Below are 16,429 nucleotides of genomic sequence, written 5' to 3' on the forward strand. Positions count from 1 at the left end.
CGCGAAGCCTGGGGGAGAGCCAAGCTAGTCAACCTTGATTCCGCCTTGCTTGATCACTTTCGCCCAGCGCTGGCTGTCTTCCGCCACCACCTTGCCCAGCGCGGCCGGGCCGCCGCAGGTATTGACCGCGCCCAGCTGGGCGAAGCGCTGCTTCGTCTCCGGCAGGTTGCACACCTCGACCAGCGCCGCGGACAGCTTCTCGACGCTCGCCGCCGGCATGCGCGCCGGCGCCATCACGCCGACCCAGACCGGCACTTCCATGCCCGGCAGGCCCGTGGCCTCGCCGATGGTCGGGGCCGTGCCCATGCCGGGCAGCGCCGCATGGGAGAAGGTGCCGAGCACGCGCGCCTTGCCGCTGGCGACCATCGGCTCGATCGAGGCCACGCTGGTCACGATGGCCGCCACCTGCCCGCCCAGCAGGTCCGTCATGGCGGGCGCGGCGCCCCGGTAGGGCACGTGCAGCAGGTTCACGCCGCTCGCCTGCGCCAGCAGCGCCCCGGTCAGGTGTGACACGGTGCCGTTGCCGGTCGAGGCGTAGGTAACCTGGCCTGGCCTGGCCTTGGCGTCGCGCAGCACGTCGGCCACGGTCTTGTAGGGGCTTTCGGTGCGCACGGACAGCGTCATCGGCGTGTCCGCCACGAGGGCCACCGGCACCAGTTCGTGCACCGGGTCGTAGGGGAGCTTGGCCTGCAGGTGGGGTGCGATGGTGATGGCGCCGCCCGTTGCCAGCAGCACCGTGGCCCCGTCCGCCGCCTTGGCCACCGCGTCGGCGGCCACGATGCCGCCGGCGCCGGCCTTGTTGTCGACGATGACGCTCTGGCCAAGCCTGTCGGTGAGCTTGGCGCCCAGGTAGCGGGCGATGACATCCTGGGCGCCGCCGGTGGCGAAGGGCACGACGAGGCGCAGGGGCTTGTCGTTCTGCTGGGCCCACAGCGGCGTGGCGGCAAGGCCGGCGGCGGCCGCGAAGGACAGGGCGAGATGTTTCCAGAGCAATTTCATTGTGTCTTTCCGTCCGCATGAGGCGGCAAGCTGGGGAGCGAGTCTAGTCCGGCGCGATAATCCGTCCTCCCCGGCCACCCCGCGCCGGGTCTTGCCGAACCCGTCATGAATCCCAGCTACAAACCCAGCGACGTCGAGTCCGCTGCCCAGGCGCAATGGAGCGCCGCCGATGCCTACCGCGTCACCGAGGACGCGAGCCGCAAGAAGTACTACGCCTGCTCGATGCTGCCGTACCCCAGCGGCAAGCTGCACATGGGCCACGTGCGCAACTACACCATCAACGACATGCTCACGCGCTACCTGCGCATGAGCGGCTACAACGTGCTGATGCCCATGGGCTGGGACGCCTTCGGCCTGCCGGCCGAGAACGCGGCGCTGAAGAACGGGGTGCCGCCGGCCAAGTGGACCTACGAGAACATCGACTACATGCGCGGTCAGCTCCAGGCCATGGGCCTGGCGATCGACTGGAGCCGCGAGATCGCCACCTGCGATCCGAGCTACTACAAGTGGAACCAGTGGCTGTTCCTGAAGATGCTCGAGAAGGGCATCGCCTACCGCAAGACCCAGGTCGTCAACTGGGACCCGGTCGACCAGACCGTGCTGGCCAACGAGCAGGTGATCGACGGCAAGGGCTGGCGCACCGGCGCCACGGTCGAGCGCCGCGAGATCCCTGGCTACTACCTGAAGATCAGCGACTACGCCGAAGAGCTGCTCGAACACACCCAGCACAAGCTGCCGGGCTGGCCCGAGCGCGTCAAGCTGATGCAGGAGAACTGGATCGGCAAGAGCGAGGGCCTGCGCTTCGCCTTCACGCATGACATCCATGGCGCCGACGGCAAGCTCATCCAGGACGGCCGCATGTACGTGTTCACCACGCGTGCCGACACCATCATGGGCGTGACCTTCTGCGCCGTCGCGCCCGAGCATCCGCTGGCCGCACACGCCGCCACGCTCGATCCGAAGGTCGCGGCCTTCATCGAGGAGTGCAAGGCCGGCGGCACCACCGAGGCCGAACTCGCCACGCAGGAGAAGAAGGGCGTGCCCACCGGCCTCACGGTGATGCATCCGATCACCGAGGAGCAGGTGCCGGTGTGGGTCGGCAACTACGTGCTCATGGGCTATGGCGACGGCGCCGTGATGGGCGTGCCCGCGCATGACGAGCGCGACTTCGCCTTCGCCAACAAGTACGGCATCGAGATCATCCAGGTCGTGCTGGTCGACGACGAGCCGCACTTCGACTATCACAAGTGGCAGGACTGGTACGGCGACAAGCAGCGCGGCGTGACCATCAACTCCGACAACTTCAGCGGCATGACCTACAAGGAGGCCGTGGCCGCCGTGGCGCATGCGCTGGGCCAGAAGGACCTGGGCGAGCTGCAGACCACATGGCGCCTGCGCGACTGGGGCGTGAGCCGCCAGCGCTACTGGGGCACGCCGATCCCGATCATCCATTGCGAAGAGCACGGCGCGGTGCCGGTCCCCGAGAAGGACCTGCCCGTGGTGCTGCCGACCGACTGCGTGCCCGACGGCTCGGGCAACCCGCTGAACAAGCACGAGGGCTTCCACGCCGGTGTGACCTGCCCCGTGTGCGGCAAGGCCGCGCGGCGCGAGACCGACACGATGGACACCTTCGTGGACAGCTCGTGGTACTTCATGCGCTACTGCGACCCGAAGAACGACGACGCCATGGTGGCCGGCGGCGCCGACTACTGGATGCCGATGGACCAGTACATCGGCGGCATCGAGCACGCGATTCTTCACCTGCTGTACGCGCGCTTCTGGACCAAGGTGATGCGCGACCTCGGCCTAGTGAAGGCCGACGAGCCCTTCAGCAAGCTGCTCACGCAGGGCATGGTGCTCAACCACATCTTCTACAAGCGCAACGAGAAGGGCGGCAAGGACTACTTCCCGCCCCTCGAAGTCACGGCGGTGCTCGACGCGCAGGGCCGCATCACCGGCGGCACGCTGGCCGACGGCACGAAGGTCGAGTACGGCGGCGTCGGCAAGATGGGCAAGAGCGAGCGCAACGGCGTCGACCCGCAGGACCTGATCGAGAAGTACGGCGCCGACACCGCGCGCCTGTACACCATGTTCACCGCGCCGCCCGAGGCCACGCTCGAGTGGAACGACGCGGCCGTCGAAGGCAGCTACCGTTTCCTGCGCCGCGTGTGGAACTTCGGCGTGGCGCAGGCGGACGTGGCGCCGGTCGCGATCGAGGGCCAGAGCTTCGGCAAGTCCGCCCAGGCGCTGCGCCGCGAGGTGCACACCGTGCTGCGCCAGGTCGACTACGACTACCAGCGCATGCAATACAACACCGTGGTGTCGGGCGCGATGAAGCTGCTCAACGCGCTGGAGGGCTTCAAGCCCGACGGCAGCACCGGCGACGCGGCCGCGCTGCGCGAAGGCTTCGGCATCCTGCTGCGCTGCCTCTACCCGGCCACGCCGCACATCGCCCAGCAGCTCTGGAACGAACTCGGCTACGACAAGGACCTGGGCGGCCTGCTCGACGCGGCCTGGCCCACGGTCGATGTCGGCGCGCTGGTGCAGGACGAGATCGAACTGATGCTGCAGGTCAACGGCAAGCTGCGCGGCAAGCTCAGCGTGCCGGCCGGCGCTTCGAAGGACGAGATCGAGAAGCTCGCACTCGCCTGCGACGACTTCGTCAACTTCGCCGAAGGCGCTCCGCCCAAGCGCGTGATCGTGGTTCCCGGCCGCCTGGTCAACGTGGTTCTCTGAACGACTCAAGCAAGCATGAACACTCGCAATGCCTCGCTGCCGCGCCGCGGCTTTCTTCTCGGGCTGACGGTGGCGGGCGCTTCGCTCGGCCTGGCGGGCTGCGGCTTCGAGCTGCGCAAGGCGCCGGTCTTCGCCTTCAAGACGCTGTCGGTGTCGGGCAACTCGGCCATGATCAATCAGATCCGGCGCGAGCTGCGGGCCACCGGCTCGGTGACGTTGGTGCCGGCCGACCAGTCCTCCACCGCCGACGTGGTGCTCGAGATCCTCGGCGAGGACCGCAACCGCTTCGTGATCTCGACCAATTCGGCCGGCCTCGTGCGCGAGCTGCAGCTGCAGTTGCGCGTGCGCTTCCGCCTGCGCACGCCGGGCGGCAAGGACCTGCTGCCGGCCTCCGAGGTTTCGCAGACGCGCGACCTGAGCTTCAACGAAACCAATGCGCTGGCCAAGGAAGGCGAGGCCGATCTGCTGTTCCGCGACATGCAGGCGGATATCGCGCAGCAGCTGATGCGCCGCCTGGCAGCCGTCAAGGAACTCTGAGGCCGCGCGCTCCGGCCTCCATTCGATTGCCATGCAACTCGCCAGCGCCCAGCTCGGGGCCCACCTGCAGAAGGGCCTGAAGCCGCTCTACACGATCCACGGCGACGAGCCGTTGCTCGCGCAGGAGGCGGCCGACGCCATCCGCACCGCCGCGCGTGCGCAGGGCTACACCGAGCGCAGCTCGTACACCGTGGCCGGCGCGCACTTCGACTGGAGCGCAGTGCTTGCGGCCGGGGGCTCGCTCTCGCTGTTCGCCGACAAGCAGATCGTCGAGATCCGCATTCCCTCGGGCAAGCCCGGCAAGGACGGCAGCGCGGCGCTTCAGCAGCTGGCCGAGGCTGCGCCGGGCAACGACAGCACGCTCACGCTCGTGATGCTGCCGCGGCTGGACAAGGCCACGCGCACCGGCGCCTGGTTCTCGGCGCTGGAGAACAACGGTGCGAGCATCCAGGTCGACCCGATCGAGCGCAACGCGCTGCCGCAATGGATCGCGCAGCGCCTGGGCCAGCAGGGCCAGCGCGTGATGCCCGGCGACGAAGGCCAGCGCACGCTGCAGTTCTTCGCCGATCGCGTGGAGGGCAACCTGCTCGCCGCGCACCAGGAAATCCAGAAGCTCGCGCTGCTGCACCCGGCCGGCGAGCTGAGCTGGGAGCAGGTCGAGGCTGCGGTCAACAACGTGGCGCGCTACGACGTGTTCAAGCTGTCCGAAGCCGTGCTGGCCGGCAATCCGCAGCGCGTGGCGCGCATGCTCGACGGCCTGCAGGCCGAGGGCGAGGCCGAGGTGCTGGTGCACTACACGATCGCGGAGGACATCCGTGCGCTCAAGCGCGTGAAGGACGCCATGGCCTCGGGGCGCCCGCTGCCGATGGCGCTGCGCGAGAACCGCATCTGGGGCCCGCGCGAGCGCGCCTTCGAGCGCGTGCTGCCGCGCCTGGACGACCGCATGCTGGCCCGGCTGCTGCGCGCGGCGCACGTGGTGGACGGCATCGTGAAGGGCCTGAAGCAGCCCGACTGGCCCGCCAGCGGCTGGCAGGCCCTGCAGCGGCTGGCGCTGATGCTGTGCCGCGCGTGCAGCAGCGCGGCGACCGCTCCGCGACGCGCCTGACTCGGCCCGCGCACGATGGCTCCAGCCATCAAAAGGCCCGTGTAAGCCGGGTCACAGGTCGGCGTGGGAAAATGAACACATGAATGCGTTCAACGTCAGCGAGCACATGCAGACCCTGGGTCTGCAAGCCAAAGCCGCTGCATTCCTCATGGCCCGTGCGGATGCAGCCACCAAAAACAAGGCATTGAAGGCGCTGGCCCGGCGCCTGCGCGAAGCCGGCCCGGTGCTGGCCGTAGCCAACCAGAAGGACCTCGAGCGCGCCACGGCCGCCGGCCTCTCGGCGCCGATGGTGGACCGCCTCAAGCTCACGCCCAAGGTCATCGAGACCGTGGCGCTCGGCTGCGAGCAACTCGCCGGCATGGCCGACGTGATCGGCGAGATCATCGGCATGAAGCAGCAGCCCAGCGGCATCCGCGTGGGCCAGATGCGCGTGCCGATCGGCGTCTTCGGCATGATCTACGAGAGCCGCCCCAACGTGACCATCGAGGCCGCGAGCCTGGCCATCAAGAGCGGCAACGCAGCCATCCTGCGCGGCGGCTCGGAAGCCATCGAGTCGAACAAGGCGCTGGCGCTCCTGGTGTCCGAGGCGCTGGCCGAAGCCGGCCTGCCGGTCGATGCGGTGCAGCTGGTACAGACCACCGACCGCGAAGCCGTCGGCCAGCTGATCGCCATGCCCGAGTTCGTCGACGTGATCATTCCGCGCGGCGGCAAGGGCCTGATCGAGCGCATCAGCCGCGACGCCAAGGTGCCGGTCATCAAGCACCTGGACGGCAACTGCCACGTCTACGTGGACGATACGGCCGAGTTCGACATGGCGCTGCGTATCGTCGACAACGCCAAGACCCAGAAGTACAGCCCCTGCAATGCCGCCGAAGGCCTGCTGGTGTCGGCCTCGGTGGCCGACGACTTCCTGCCCGAGATCGCCGCCATCTTCGCGGCCAAGGGTGTGGAAATGCGCTGCGACCCGGCCGCCGCCGCCATCCTGCGCGCCGACGGTGCGATCGATCCGAAAGCCAGGGTGGTCGATGCGGTCGAATCCGACTGGTCCGAGGAATACCTGGCCGCCGTCATCAGCATCAAGGTGGTGGCTGGCGTGGACGAGGCCATTGCGCACATCAACCGCTATTCGAGCCACCACACCGACGCCATCGTCACGCGCGACCACGTGCATGCGCAGCGCTTCCTGCGCGAGGTTGATTCGGCCAGCGTGATGGTCAATGCGAGCACACGCTTCGCGGACGGTTTCGAGTTCGGTCTGGGCGCCGAAATCGGCATCAGCACCGACAAGTTCCATGCGCGCGGACCGGTGGGGATCGAAGGGCTGACCTCGCTCAAGTACGTGGTGCTGGGCCAAGGCGAAGTGCGGACCTGATGCGCGCCGCTGTCGTGGTCTTGTCTTCGGGATGGGCACCCCCAATTCCTACAATTCCGCTCTACCTTTAAGCACAAAACCAACAAGGCCGCCCGCATGGTTCCGCATCTCGTCACCGCCCTGACCGGCCCGATCAACGAACTGGAGCAGCGGGTGCTCGACTCGATGCCTGCCATCGAGCGCTGGTTCCGGCTCGAGTGGATGGAGCACACGCCGCCGTTCTACAGCGCCGTCGACATCCGCAACGCCGGCTTCAAGCTGGCCCCGGTCGACACCAACCTGTTCCCGGGCGGCTGGAACAACCTCACCAAGGAAATGCTGCCGCTGGCGGTGCAGGCCGCGCAGGCGGCCATCGAGAAGATCTGTCCGGAAGCGCGCAACCTGCTCGTCATTCCGGAAAATCACTCCAAGAACACCTTTTATCTCGCCAACGTTGCGCAACTGGTGCGCATCTTCCATATGGCGGGGCTCAATGTGCGCATCGGGTCCATCGACCCCGCCATCAAGACTTCCAAGAAGATCGAGTTGCCCAACGGCGACACCGTGACGCTCGAGCCGGTGGTGCGCAGCAAGCGCCGCCTGGGGCTGAAGAACTTCGATCCCTGCACAATTCTCCTCAACAACGAGCTTTCTGCAGGAACGCCCGGCATCCTCGAAGACTTGCACGAGCAGTATCTGCTGCCGCCGCTGCATGCAGGCTGGTCGGTGCGCCGCAAGAGCAACCACCTGCACAGCTACGAGGAGCTGTCCAAGCGCTTCGGCAAGCTGCTGGGCATCGACCCCTGGCTCATCAACCCGATCTATGCGCGCGCCGAAGGCGTGGACGTGGCCGAGGGCCGCGGCATCGACGTGCTGACCAGCCATGTGGACGCGGTGCTGACCAAGGTGCGCCGAAAGTACAAGGAATACGGCATCAACGAGAAGCCGTTTGTGGTCGTCAAGGGTGGCCACAGCGGCAGCGGCAGTCCGGGCGTGGTGACGGTGCGCGACGCCAAGGACGTGGAGGCGCTGATCGGCAAGCCCCGCGCTGCGGCCGGCATTCCCGCCGCCAAGCCGGGCGCCAGCCGCGATCTGCGCGACCCCACCGAGCTGATCGTGCAGGAAGGCGTGCTGACCAACGAGCGCGTGCACAACGGCGTGGCCGAACCGGTGGTCTACATGATGGATCGCTACGTGGTGGGCGGCTTCTACCGCGTGCATGCCGAGCGCGCCGCCGACGAGAACCTGAAGCTGCCGGGCGCGAGCTTCGTGCCGCTGGCTTTCTCTGAAAGTGCGCACTTGCCTCAGCCCGGCGCCAAGCCCGGCGCCAGTGCCCCGAACCGCTTCTACATGTACGGCGTGGTGGGCCGGCTGGCCATGGTGGCCGCCAGCTACGAAATGGAAGCGACCGATCCGGACGCCGAAATCTACGAATGATTTCCCGGGGTGGCTGGCGGCGGCTTGCGCCGGTCGCAAGCAGCGGCAAAATAGCGGCCCCACAGCAACGGAAACAAAAGGGCGGGAGGGGTGACAATGGTGAACTAAAGTTCCCCCCGTGTCGCACCCTGGCGTGTCTGACGCGTCGATTCCAGCAGCCTGTCCTTTTCCCATCGACCTCGTGTCAGCCCCCAAAAATCTCTCAGCCGGCCTGATCGTCGGCGCCATCGGCGTCGTCTATGGCGACATCGGCACCAGCGTGCTGTATGCCGTCAAGGAAGTGTTCGGCCACGGCCATGTGCCGTTCACCGTCGGGAACGTCTACGGCATCCTCTCGATGTTCTTCTGGACGCTCACCGTCATCGTCTCCATCAAGTACGTCGTGCTCGTGCTGCGCGCCGACAACGAAGGCGAAGGCGGCCTCGTCGCCATGCTCGCGCTGGCCTCCCGCGCGGTGGCCGACAAGCCCAGGCTGCGCCACGTGCTGCTGGTGGTCGGCATCTTCGGCACCTCGCTTTTCTATGGCGACGGGGTCATCACCCCGGCCATCTCGGTGCTCTCGGCGGTCGAGGGCCTGGAGGTGGTGTCGCCACACTTCACGCACTACGTCATTCCGCTCACGCTGGTCGTGCTGTTCTGCCTGTTCGTGGTGCAGAAGCGCGGCACGGCAGGCATCGGCAAGTTCTTCGGGCCGATCACGCTGGTGTGGTTCCTGGCGATCGCCGTGCTCGGCGTGTCCCAGATCCTGCACCACCCCGAGATCCTGAAGGCGCTGAATCCGTTCTACGCGCTGAAGTTTATGTGGGACAACCCCGGCACCAGCTTCATCCTGCTGGGCGCCACCGTGCTGTGCGTGACCGGCGCCGAGGCGCTGTACGCCGACCTGGGGCACTTCGGCAAGAGCCCGATCCGCATCGCATGGTTCTCGGTGGTGATGCCGGCGCTCACGCTCAACTACTTCGGCCAGGGCGCGCTGCTGCTGGAGAACCCCGAGGCGGTGAAGAACCCGTTCTTCATGATGGCGCCCGAATGGGCGCTCATCCCGCTGGTGCTGCTGGCCACCGCGGCCACCGTGATCGCGTCGCAGGCCCTGATCACGGGCGCCTTCAGCGTCACGCGCCAGGTCATCCAGCTGGGCTACCTGCCGCGCCTGAACATCGAGCACACCAGCGTGCGTACGGCGGGCCAGATCTATATCCCGCTGGTCAACTGGGGCCTGTTCGTGGCCATCGTGCTGGCGGTGGTCATGTTCCGCTCGTCGAGCAGCCTGGCCGCGGCCTACGGCATCGCCGTGACCACCGACATGCTGATCACCACGGTGCTGACCTTCTTCGTGATCCGCTATGCGTGGAAGCTGCCGCTGGCGCTGTGCATCGCGTCGACCGCGGTCTTCTTCGTCGTCGACTTCCTGTTCTTCGCGTCGAACCTGCTCAAGCTGTTCGAAGGCGGCTGGTTCCCGCTGCTGATCGGCGGCTTCGTCTTCACGCTGATGATCACGTGGAAGGAAGGCCGCCGCCTGATGGGCGAGGCGCAGCATGCCGATGCGATCGACCTGAAGTCCTTTCTCGGCTCGGTGTTCGTGAGCCCGCCGGCACGCGTGGACGGCACGGCGGTGTTCCTCACGGCCGAGCCGGGCACCGTGCCCAACGCGCTGCTGCACAACCTGAAGCACAACAAGGTGCTGCACGAGCAGAACATGTTCGTGACCGTGCGCAACCACGAGGTGCCATGGATCCCGATGGACAAGCGCATCGAGATCGAGGCGCTCGGCCACCACTGCTGGCAGATCATGGTGCACTACGGCTTCAAGAACGACATCGACCTGCCGCGCGCACTCGAAAACGCGCGCATGCGCGGCTGCCAGCTGGAACAGATGACGACCAGCTACTTCCTGTCGCGCGACGTGGTCATCCCCACGCTCGGCAGCGGCATGGCGCCGTGGCGCGAGAAGCTGTTCGCGCAGATGCACCACAACGCGAGCGGAGCGGCGGCGTTCCTGGGGCTGCCGAACAACGCGGTGGTGGAGCTGGGGTCGAAGATCGAGATCTGAGGCCTGGCGCGGTGCGCCTCAGCCGAACTCCCCGGGCCGATCCCTCTCGAGCCTCGCCACATGCGAGGCGATCGCGCCCGGCGTGGTGAACCAGACATCGCCTCGCTCGCGCGCCTGCGCCAGGCGCGCGAGCGCGGTGCGCAGGTGTCTCAGCCGGTACGGCTGCCCGACGATGTACGGATGCAGCGCCAGGCCCATCACCAGCGGCTGCGCGCGCGACTGGTCAAGCATTTCCTCGAAGTTGTCGATCACCATGGCGCTGAAGTCCTTCGCGTCCATCAGGCGGCCGACGATCATCGGGATGTCGTTGAGTTCCTGCGGGTACGGCACCGACCACAGCGAACCGCCACCGCGCGTGCGCATGCGCAGCGGCTGGTCGTCGTGGCACCAGTTGAGGGTGTAGCCGTAGCCGGTTTCGGCCAGCAGGTCGGGCGTGAGGACGCTTTCGGAGATCCATGGCGAGAGCCAGCCGGTGGGCGCCTGCCCGCTTTCGCGCAGCATGCGCTCGCGGCAGCGCAGCAGCAGTGCGCGCTCGTGCTCCTCGTCGAGCACGCCCTGACGCTCGGCATTGCTGTGGCCGTGGCCGATCAGTTCGTCGCCGCGCGCCACCAGCGCCTGGACCAACTCGGGGCAGTGGTCGTACAGCGCGGTGTTGACGAGCGCGCCTGTGGGCAGCGCGAGCGCGTCGAACAGTTCGAGGCAGCGCCACGCACCGACGCGGTTGCCGTACTCGCGCCAGCCGTGGTTGAGCACGTCGGGCTGCGGCGAGGCCGGGCCGATGCATGCGCCCAGCCCGTCGCCGAAGGCGAAGTGCTCGACGTTGAAGCCGATGTACACCGCCAGCCGCGCGCCGTTCGGCCAGACATAGTCGGGCCGCCGCGTGATGGGCCGGTAGTCGAAGCGATCGTGCGTGGGGAGCCGGTCGGGCCAGCGCGTCGTCATGCCGCTGGCCTCACAGCACGGCGAGGCCGGCGCGCACCAGCAGCCATTCGGCGCTGTCGTTCCAGACGTCCATCTGCACGATCAGGCCGTGGCGCACCACATAACGGTCGACATAGCGATTGCCTTCGAAGGCCGTGCCGTCGGGCCATGCACCGTAGAGCGTGCCGAGGCTGTAGACCACCGTTTCCTCGGGCGTGCCGCCAGCCACCGTTTCGGTGCGCTCGATCTTCTTCTTGACCCATGCATAGCGCTTCGCGTTGAAGGCCGAGGTGTCGCCGGGCGCCTTCATCGGGCGGTTGCCGGTGAAGCGGATGCGGATGTCGGGCGCGGTGAAGCGGGAGGCCGACTGCGGGTCCGGGATCATCACCAGGCGAAGGAATTCGTCGACCACGGCGGCGGGATCGGGAGCGGGGCTGCCCTGCGAAACGGATGTCTCCACGAGGTTCTCCGGTAGTTGTCGGAGCCGGATTCATGCAATTCCCGTGCCGAATGGTTGACGTTACGAGGCCGGGATTGTTGACAATCCTGCGATTGCGGGCTCCCGGCACAATCGTCCGATGCTGCGGGTTCAAGAGGGGAAAAAGCCCCCGCCGGCAAGGACATCGCCGCTTCCGGCAACATCGCGCCCGATATCCCATGCCATTGGCCACCGTACCCCGGCACCGCAAGAAAGAACGCCTGATGAAAAACATCCTCTTCGTCGCCGATCCGCTCGATCACTTCAAGATCTACAAGGACACGACCTTCTCGATGATGCGCGAGGCGCAGCGCCGCGGTTATCGCATCGCCGCCTGCCTGCCGCAGGACATCCAGTGGAAATCGGGCGGCGTGGTCACGGCCACGGTGCAGCAGATCACGCTGACCGGCGACGCCCGGGACTGGTACGCCGTCGACATCACCGAGGCCAAGGCGCTGAAGGATTTCGACGCCGTGCTGATGCGCAAGGACCCGCCCTTCGACGCCGAATACATCTATGCCACGCACCTGCTGGAGCAGGCCGAGCGCGAGGGTGCGCAGGTGGTGAACTCGCCGCGCGCGCTGCGCGACCACCCCGAGAAGCTCGCGATCATGGAGTTTCCGCAGTTCGTCACGCCCACGTTGGTCACGCGCAGCGCGCAGGCCGTGCGCGACTTCCACGCGGAGCACGGTGACATCATCCTGAAGCCGCTCGACGGCATGGGCGGCATGGGCATCTTCCGCGTGAAGCAGGACGCGCTGAACCTCGGCTCCATCGTCGAGACGCTCAACAAGGACGGCGCCGAAACGATCATGGTGCAGCGCTTCGTGCCGGAAGTGGTACAGGGCGACAAGCGCATCCTGATCATCGCGGGCGAGCCGGCGCCTTTCGTGCTGGCGCGCATTCCGCAGGGCACCGAGGTGCGCGGCAATCTGGCGGCCGGCGGCAAGGGCGTGGCGCAGCCGCTCACGGCGCGCAATCGCGAGATCGCCGAGACCGTGGGACGCACGCTCGCGCCGCGCGGTCTGCTGCTGATCGGGCTCGACGTGATCGGCGACTCGGTCACCGAGATCAACGTGACCAGCCCGACCTGCTTCCAGGAAATCACCGAGCAGACGGGCTTCGACGTGCCGGCGATGTTCGTCGATGCGCTCGAGGCGCACCTGGCCCGGGCTTCAGCGCACTGAGCGCTGACCGTCCACGAACACATGCAGTTCGCCTGGCGTGAACTGCGTCCATGTCTCGTTGGTGGTCAGCGGTGCGGTCACGACCACGGCCACGCGGTCGTTGGGCGTGGTGTGCCGTGCGAAGTCGATCTCCAGGTCTTCGTCCGACAACTGCGCCGTCACGAAGGGATGGCGGCGCTCCACGTACCAGAGGTTGGTCGAGGCATGCGCCCACAGCGCCTGCCCGTTGGACAGCATGAAGTTGAAGGTGCCGTGCGCCGCGAGCTGCGGTGCCAGTTCGCGCAGCGTGAGCGTCAGCTCATCGATGCTCGGCACGCCCGCATGCGACTTGGCCAGCTCCTGCATGATCCAGCAGAAGGCGTGCTCGCTGTCGGTGTTGCCCACCGGATGGAAGTTGCCGTGCAGGCGCGGGCGGAATTCCTTCAGGTCGCCGTTGTGGGCGAACACCCAGTAGCGCCCCCAGAGCTCCCGCACGAACGGGTGGCAGTTCTGCAGGTTGACCTCGCCCTGCGTCGCCTTGCGGATGTGCGCGATGACGTTGCGGCTCTGTATGGGGTAGCGCCGGATCAGCTCCGCCACCGGCGATTCGCACGCCGGCTGGTGATCGACGAAGTGGCGCAGCCCGCGGTCCTCGAAGAACGCGATGCCCCAGCCATCGGCGTGATGATCGGTGCGGCCGCCGCGTTGAGCGAAGCCGGTGAAGCTGAAGGTCACGTCCGTGGGCGTGTTGCAATTCATTCCAAGCAATTGGCACATGGCGCCATTAAAGCGCGAGCGCCAGCCGCTTGGCGAATCCGCTCGCCCTTTCAGCGCACGAAGCGGCCTTCGGGCGTGACGCGCACCATCTCGATGAAGCGCGAGCCGGTGGTGCCGCCGGTCGAGAAATCGATGTCCATGCCGGCCAGGCGCAGCTTGAGCGCGCGCAGCGTCGCATGCAGGCGCGCGCGCGTCAGGTCGCGGCCGGTGCGCTTGAGCGCCTCGATCATCACCAGTGCGTTCAGGTAGCCCTCGAAGCTGCCGTAGCCCACCGGCACCTGCGCCCGCTCGGCCAGCCGGCGATAGTCGCGCGTCACGGTTTCCACCTCGCCCCAGGGATAGGGCATGACCTGCGAGATCGCCAGGCCGCCCGCCTGCAGGGACACCACCTTGGCCGTGACCTCGCCCGGCACGATCGACATGCCATAGAACATCGGCTTGCTGCCGGCGTCGTAGGTGGCCTTGATCACCTCGCCCGCCACGGTGCCGGCCAGGTACATCAGGATGGCCTGGGACTGGCTGTCGGCCAGCGCCTTGCCGGCGGCGGCGGCGTTCGAGCCGTCGCCCTTGACCATGACCGTGGCCGTCGGCGCGAGCTTGCGGGGGGCCATGGCCGCCTCGATCAGCTTGACCGCCTCGGCGCCGCCGGGGTTGTCGAGGTGGGCGATGGCGATCTTGTTCACGCCGATGGTGGCCAGGTGCTCGACCAGGGCCTGTGCTTCGCGTGCGTTGCTGGCGCGCACGAAGTAGGCCGAGCCCGCCACGCGTTCGCGCGCGCTGTCGCCCACCCCGTAGCCGCCCACGCTGGGCGCGCCGCTCTGCTGCAGCAGCTTGGCCGCAGCGGCCGTCGTGCCCGAGCCCACGCAACCGAAGAAGGCGAACACGCGGTGGTCGTTCAGCAGCTTGCCGTAGTTTTCCACCGCCTTGTCGGCCTTCAGTTCGTCGTCCAGCGCCACCATCTTGATCTTGCGTCCGCCCACGCCGCCCTGTTCGTTGACCGAATCGAACGCCAGCGCGGCACCGTTGTGCACGACCTTGATCTGCGAGCCGAGCGGACCGCTCAGCACGGCCGAGCTGCCGAGCACGATTTCACTGTCGCTCACCCCCGCCTCGGCGGCTTGCACAGACGAGAGCCGCGCGAGGCCGCCGGCGAGAACCGCCGTCGAGGCGATAAAACTTCTGCGTTGCATGATGTAAGACCCACTCTAACTGTGTTTAACAACTGTTAACAATTAGAAACGATGGGATCTTAGGTAGTACTGAGTGCTTACCCTTGTTGCGGTGGGTGGCGCAACTGCCAGGCCGCGCAGATGGCAATCGCGCAAAGCCCTGCCAGCATCGCGAACACCTCATCGAAGGCGGCCAGCCGCGCCGGGCTGCTCATCGGGTTGGCGAGCGAATCGCCATGCGCCGCCAGCCGCCACTCGAGAACGATGGCGCACAGGCTCACGCCCGCCGCGCCGCCCAGCATGCGTACGAAGTTGATGGCGCTCGCGCCCTGCGGGATCAGCGGCTTGGCCAGCGGCCGCATCGAGCCCAGGTTGAGCGAGGGCAGGATGAAGCCCAGCCCGATGCGCCCGATGATCGCGAAGGCCACCAGCAGCCACAGCGCGCTGTCGAGCCGCAGCACCATCATCAGCGCGAACGATGCCGCCAGAAGCGCGAGGCCGATCGTCACCAGTACCCAGGTCGGGTGCTGGTCGGCCAGCCGGCCGACGCCGGCGATGGTCAGCGCAAGCACGATGCCCGCCGGCAGCAGGATGGTGCCCACGTGCGAGGCCGACAGATGCAGGCCCACCTGCATGTATACCGGCAGCAGGTAGGTCGAACCGAACAGCGCCGTGCCGTAGATGAAGGCCACCACGCTGCCCATGGCGAATTGCCGGTACTGGAACAGCGCGAGGTTCATCAGCGGCGTGCCGCCCGAGGCCGCGAGCCGCCGCTGCCACCACACGAAGGCGGCGAACGACACCAGCGCGCCCGCCAGCAGCAGGCCGGCCTGCAGGGGCGAATCGCCGCGCAGCGCGACCAGCCCGTTCAGCAGGCACAGCGTGCCGACCGTGCCCAGCGCCAGCCCGCGCGCGTCGAGCCCGCCGCCGCGCGCCGCGGCCACGCCGCCCGGCGCGGTGGTCGGCACGAACTTGTAGGCCAGCCACAGCGAGGCCAGGCAGAACGGCACCACCATGAAGAAGATCGAGCGCCAGCCGAACAGGTCGACCAGCACCCCGCCGATGCTCGGCCCCACCGCCGGCGCCAGCACCACGCCCATGCCGAAGATGCCGCTCGCGCGTCCCTGCTCGTGCGGCTCGAAGGCGCGCAGGATGATGATGGCCGGGATGGGCTGCACCACGCCCGCCGCCAGCCCCTCGGCCACGCGCGCGAGCAGCACCAGCGAGAAGTCGTTGGCCACGCCGCCCACGATACCGCCTGCGAGCAGCAGCAGCATGGTGCCCACGTAGGTGCGCCGGTAGCCGTAGCGCGACAGCAGCCAGGGCGTGGTGAGCATCGACACCGTCATCGCCACCATGAAGCCGGAGCTCACCCACTGCGCGCGTTCCTGGCCGAGCGAGAAGTGGTGGCTCATGCCCGGGATCGCCACGTTGACGATGGTCGAGGACATGATCGACGCCATCGTGCCCACCATGACCGACAGCAGCAGGTACCAGCGGTAACGCTCGCCATAGCGTTCGCGCAGCGTGCCGACGGAGGGCGGGGCCGGCGTGGTCGCTGCTTCGGAGGTCTGTGGGGAGGTCATGGGGCGGCGGAATGTCTCGGGTCCGTCGTCCTACAAGCATATCGGTCTTTGCGCGGACGGGGGCGCGACGGGTGGCCCGCACAATGCGTCGGCTGTCCCCTCAGCGTCAGGAAGAAG

13 protein-coding genes are annotated in these 16,429 nt (G+C 67.5%); 7 read left to right on the forward strand and 6 right to left on the reverse strand.

Features of this window, described 5'->3' with window-relative positions; translation table 11 throughout:
- Positions 1-24: 24 nt before the first annotated feature.
- Positions 25-999: a Bug family tripartite tricarboxylate transporter substrate binding protein gene (locus AC1DFC_RS17340; protein WP_007837633.1), complete on the reverse strand. Its 975-nt coding sequence runs from the start codon at positions 997-999 to the stop codon at positions 25-27.
- 105 nt (positions 1,000-1,104) lie between these two features.
- On the opposite strand from AC1DFC_RS17340, the gene leuS reads away from it, so the two are divergent.
- The 6 genes from leuS to AC1DFC_RS17370 all read left to right on the forward strand — a co-directional run bounded on the left by leuS (position 1,105) and on the right by AC1DFC_RS17370 (position 10,215).
- A complete protein-coding gene (gene leuS, locus AC1DFC_RS17345; RefSeq protein ID WP_478179660.1) occupies positions 1,105-3,735 on the forward strand; it encodes a leucine--tRNA ligase in 2,631 nt (876 codons plus the stop codon).
- Positions 3,736-3,750: 15 nt separating this feature from the next.
- The gene (locus AC1DFC_RS17350; RefSeq protein WP_413315453.1) at positions 3,751-4,272 is read left to right on the forward strand and encodes an LPS-assembly lipoprotein LptE; all 522 of its coding nucleotides are present in this window, start codon (positions 3,751-3,753) and stop codon (positions 4,270-4,272) included.
- Positions 4,273-4,303: 31 nt separating this feature from the next.
- Positions 4,304-5,377 carry a DNA polymerase III subunit delta gene (gene holA, locus AC1DFC_RS17355; protein WP_478179661.1) on the forward strand — a complete coding sequence of 358 codons (1,074 nt, stop codon included), beginning with the start codon at positions 4,304-4,306 and terminating at the stop codon, positions 5,375-5,377.
- A gap of 79 nt (positions 5,378-5,456) precedes the next feature.
- Positions 5,457-6,749, forward strand: a complete 1,293-nt coding sequence (locus tag AC1DFC_RS17360; protein WP_007837640.1) for a glutamate-5-semialdehyde dehydrogenase — start codon at positions 5,457-5,459, stop codon at positions 6,747-6,749.
- A gap of 96 nt (positions 6,750-6,845) precedes the next feature.
- Positions 6,846-8,165, forward strand: coding sequence for a glutamate--cysteine ligase (gene gshA / locus AC1DFC_RS17365; protein WP_413315455.1), 1,320 nt, complete (start codon positions 6,846-6,848; stop codon positions 8,163-8,165).
- Between the two features lie 181 nt (positions 8,166-8,346).
- Positions 8,347-10,215 carry a potassium transporter Kup gene (locus tag AC1DFC_RS17370; RefSeq protein ID WP_007837644.1) on the forward strand — a complete coding sequence of 623 codons (1,869 nt, stop codon included), beginning with the start codon at positions 8,347-8,349 and terminating at the stop codon, positions 10,213-10,215.
- Between the two features lie 18 nt (positions 10,216-10,233).
- Here the strand turns inward: AC1DFC_RS17370 and AC1DFC_RS17375 are convergent, their stop codons facing one another.
- Both AC1DFC_RS17375 and AC1DFC_RS17380 read right to left on the reverse strand, forming a co-directional pair.
- Positions 10,234-11,157 carry a polysaccharide deacetylase family protein gene (locus AC1DFC_RS17375; RefSeq protein WP_413334145.1) on the reverse strand — a complete coding sequence of 308 codons (924 nt, stop codon included), beginning with the start codon at positions 11,155-11,157 and terminating at the stop codon, positions 10,234-10,236.
- A 10-nt stretch (positions 11,158-11,167) separates the two neighbouring features.
- Complete coding sequence (locus AC1DFC_RS17380) at positions 11,168-11,596, reverse strand: hypothetical protein (protein WP_007837651.1); 429 nt, start codon at positions 11,594-11,596, stop codon at positions 11,168-11,170.
- Between the two features lie 242 nt (positions 11,597-11,838).
- Here AC1DFC_RS17380 and gshB point away from each other — a divergent pair, with 242 nt between their 5' ends.
- Positions 11,839-12,801 carry a glutathione synthase gene (gene gshB, locus AC1DFC_RS17385; RefSeq protein ID WP_413315457.1) on the forward strand — a complete coding sequence of 321 codons (963 nt, stop codon included), beginning with the start codon at positions 11,839-11,841 and terminating at the stop codon, positions 12,799-12,801.
- Here the strand turns inward: gshB and AC1DFC_RS17390 are convergent.
- From AC1DFC_RS17390 to AC1DFC_RS17400, 3 genes are all read right to left on the reverse strand, one after another.
- Positions 12,790-13,557 carry a class II glutamine amidotransferase gene (locus AC1DFC_RS17390; RefSeq protein WP_042674183.1) on the reverse strand — a complete coding sequence of 256 codons (768 nt, stop codon included), beginning with the start codon at positions 13,555-13,557 and terminating at the stop codon, positions 12,790-12,792. The two genes, gshB and AC1DFC_RS17390, sit on opposite strands and share 12 nt — an antisense overlap.
- Positions 13,558-13,607: 50 nt before the next feature.
- Positions 13,608-14,747 carry an ABC transporter substrate-binding protein gene (locus AC1DFC_RS17395; protein WP_478179662.1) on the reverse strand — a complete coding sequence of 380 codons (1,140 nt, stop codon included), beginning with the start codon at positions 14,745-14,747 and terminating at the stop codon, positions 13,608-13,610.
- Between the two features lie 77 nt (positions 14,748-14,824).
- Positions 14,825-16,312 carry a DHA2 family efflux MFS transporter permease subunit gene (locus AC1DFC_RS17400; protein ID WP_478179663.1) on the reverse strand — a complete coding sequence of 496 codons (1,488 nt, stop codon included), beginning with the start codon at positions 16,310-16,312 and terminating at the stop codon, positions 14,825-14,827.
- Positions 16,313-16,429 lie beyond the last annotated feature (117 nt).

Source organism: Variovorax sp. 10L421 (assembly GCF_056395365.1).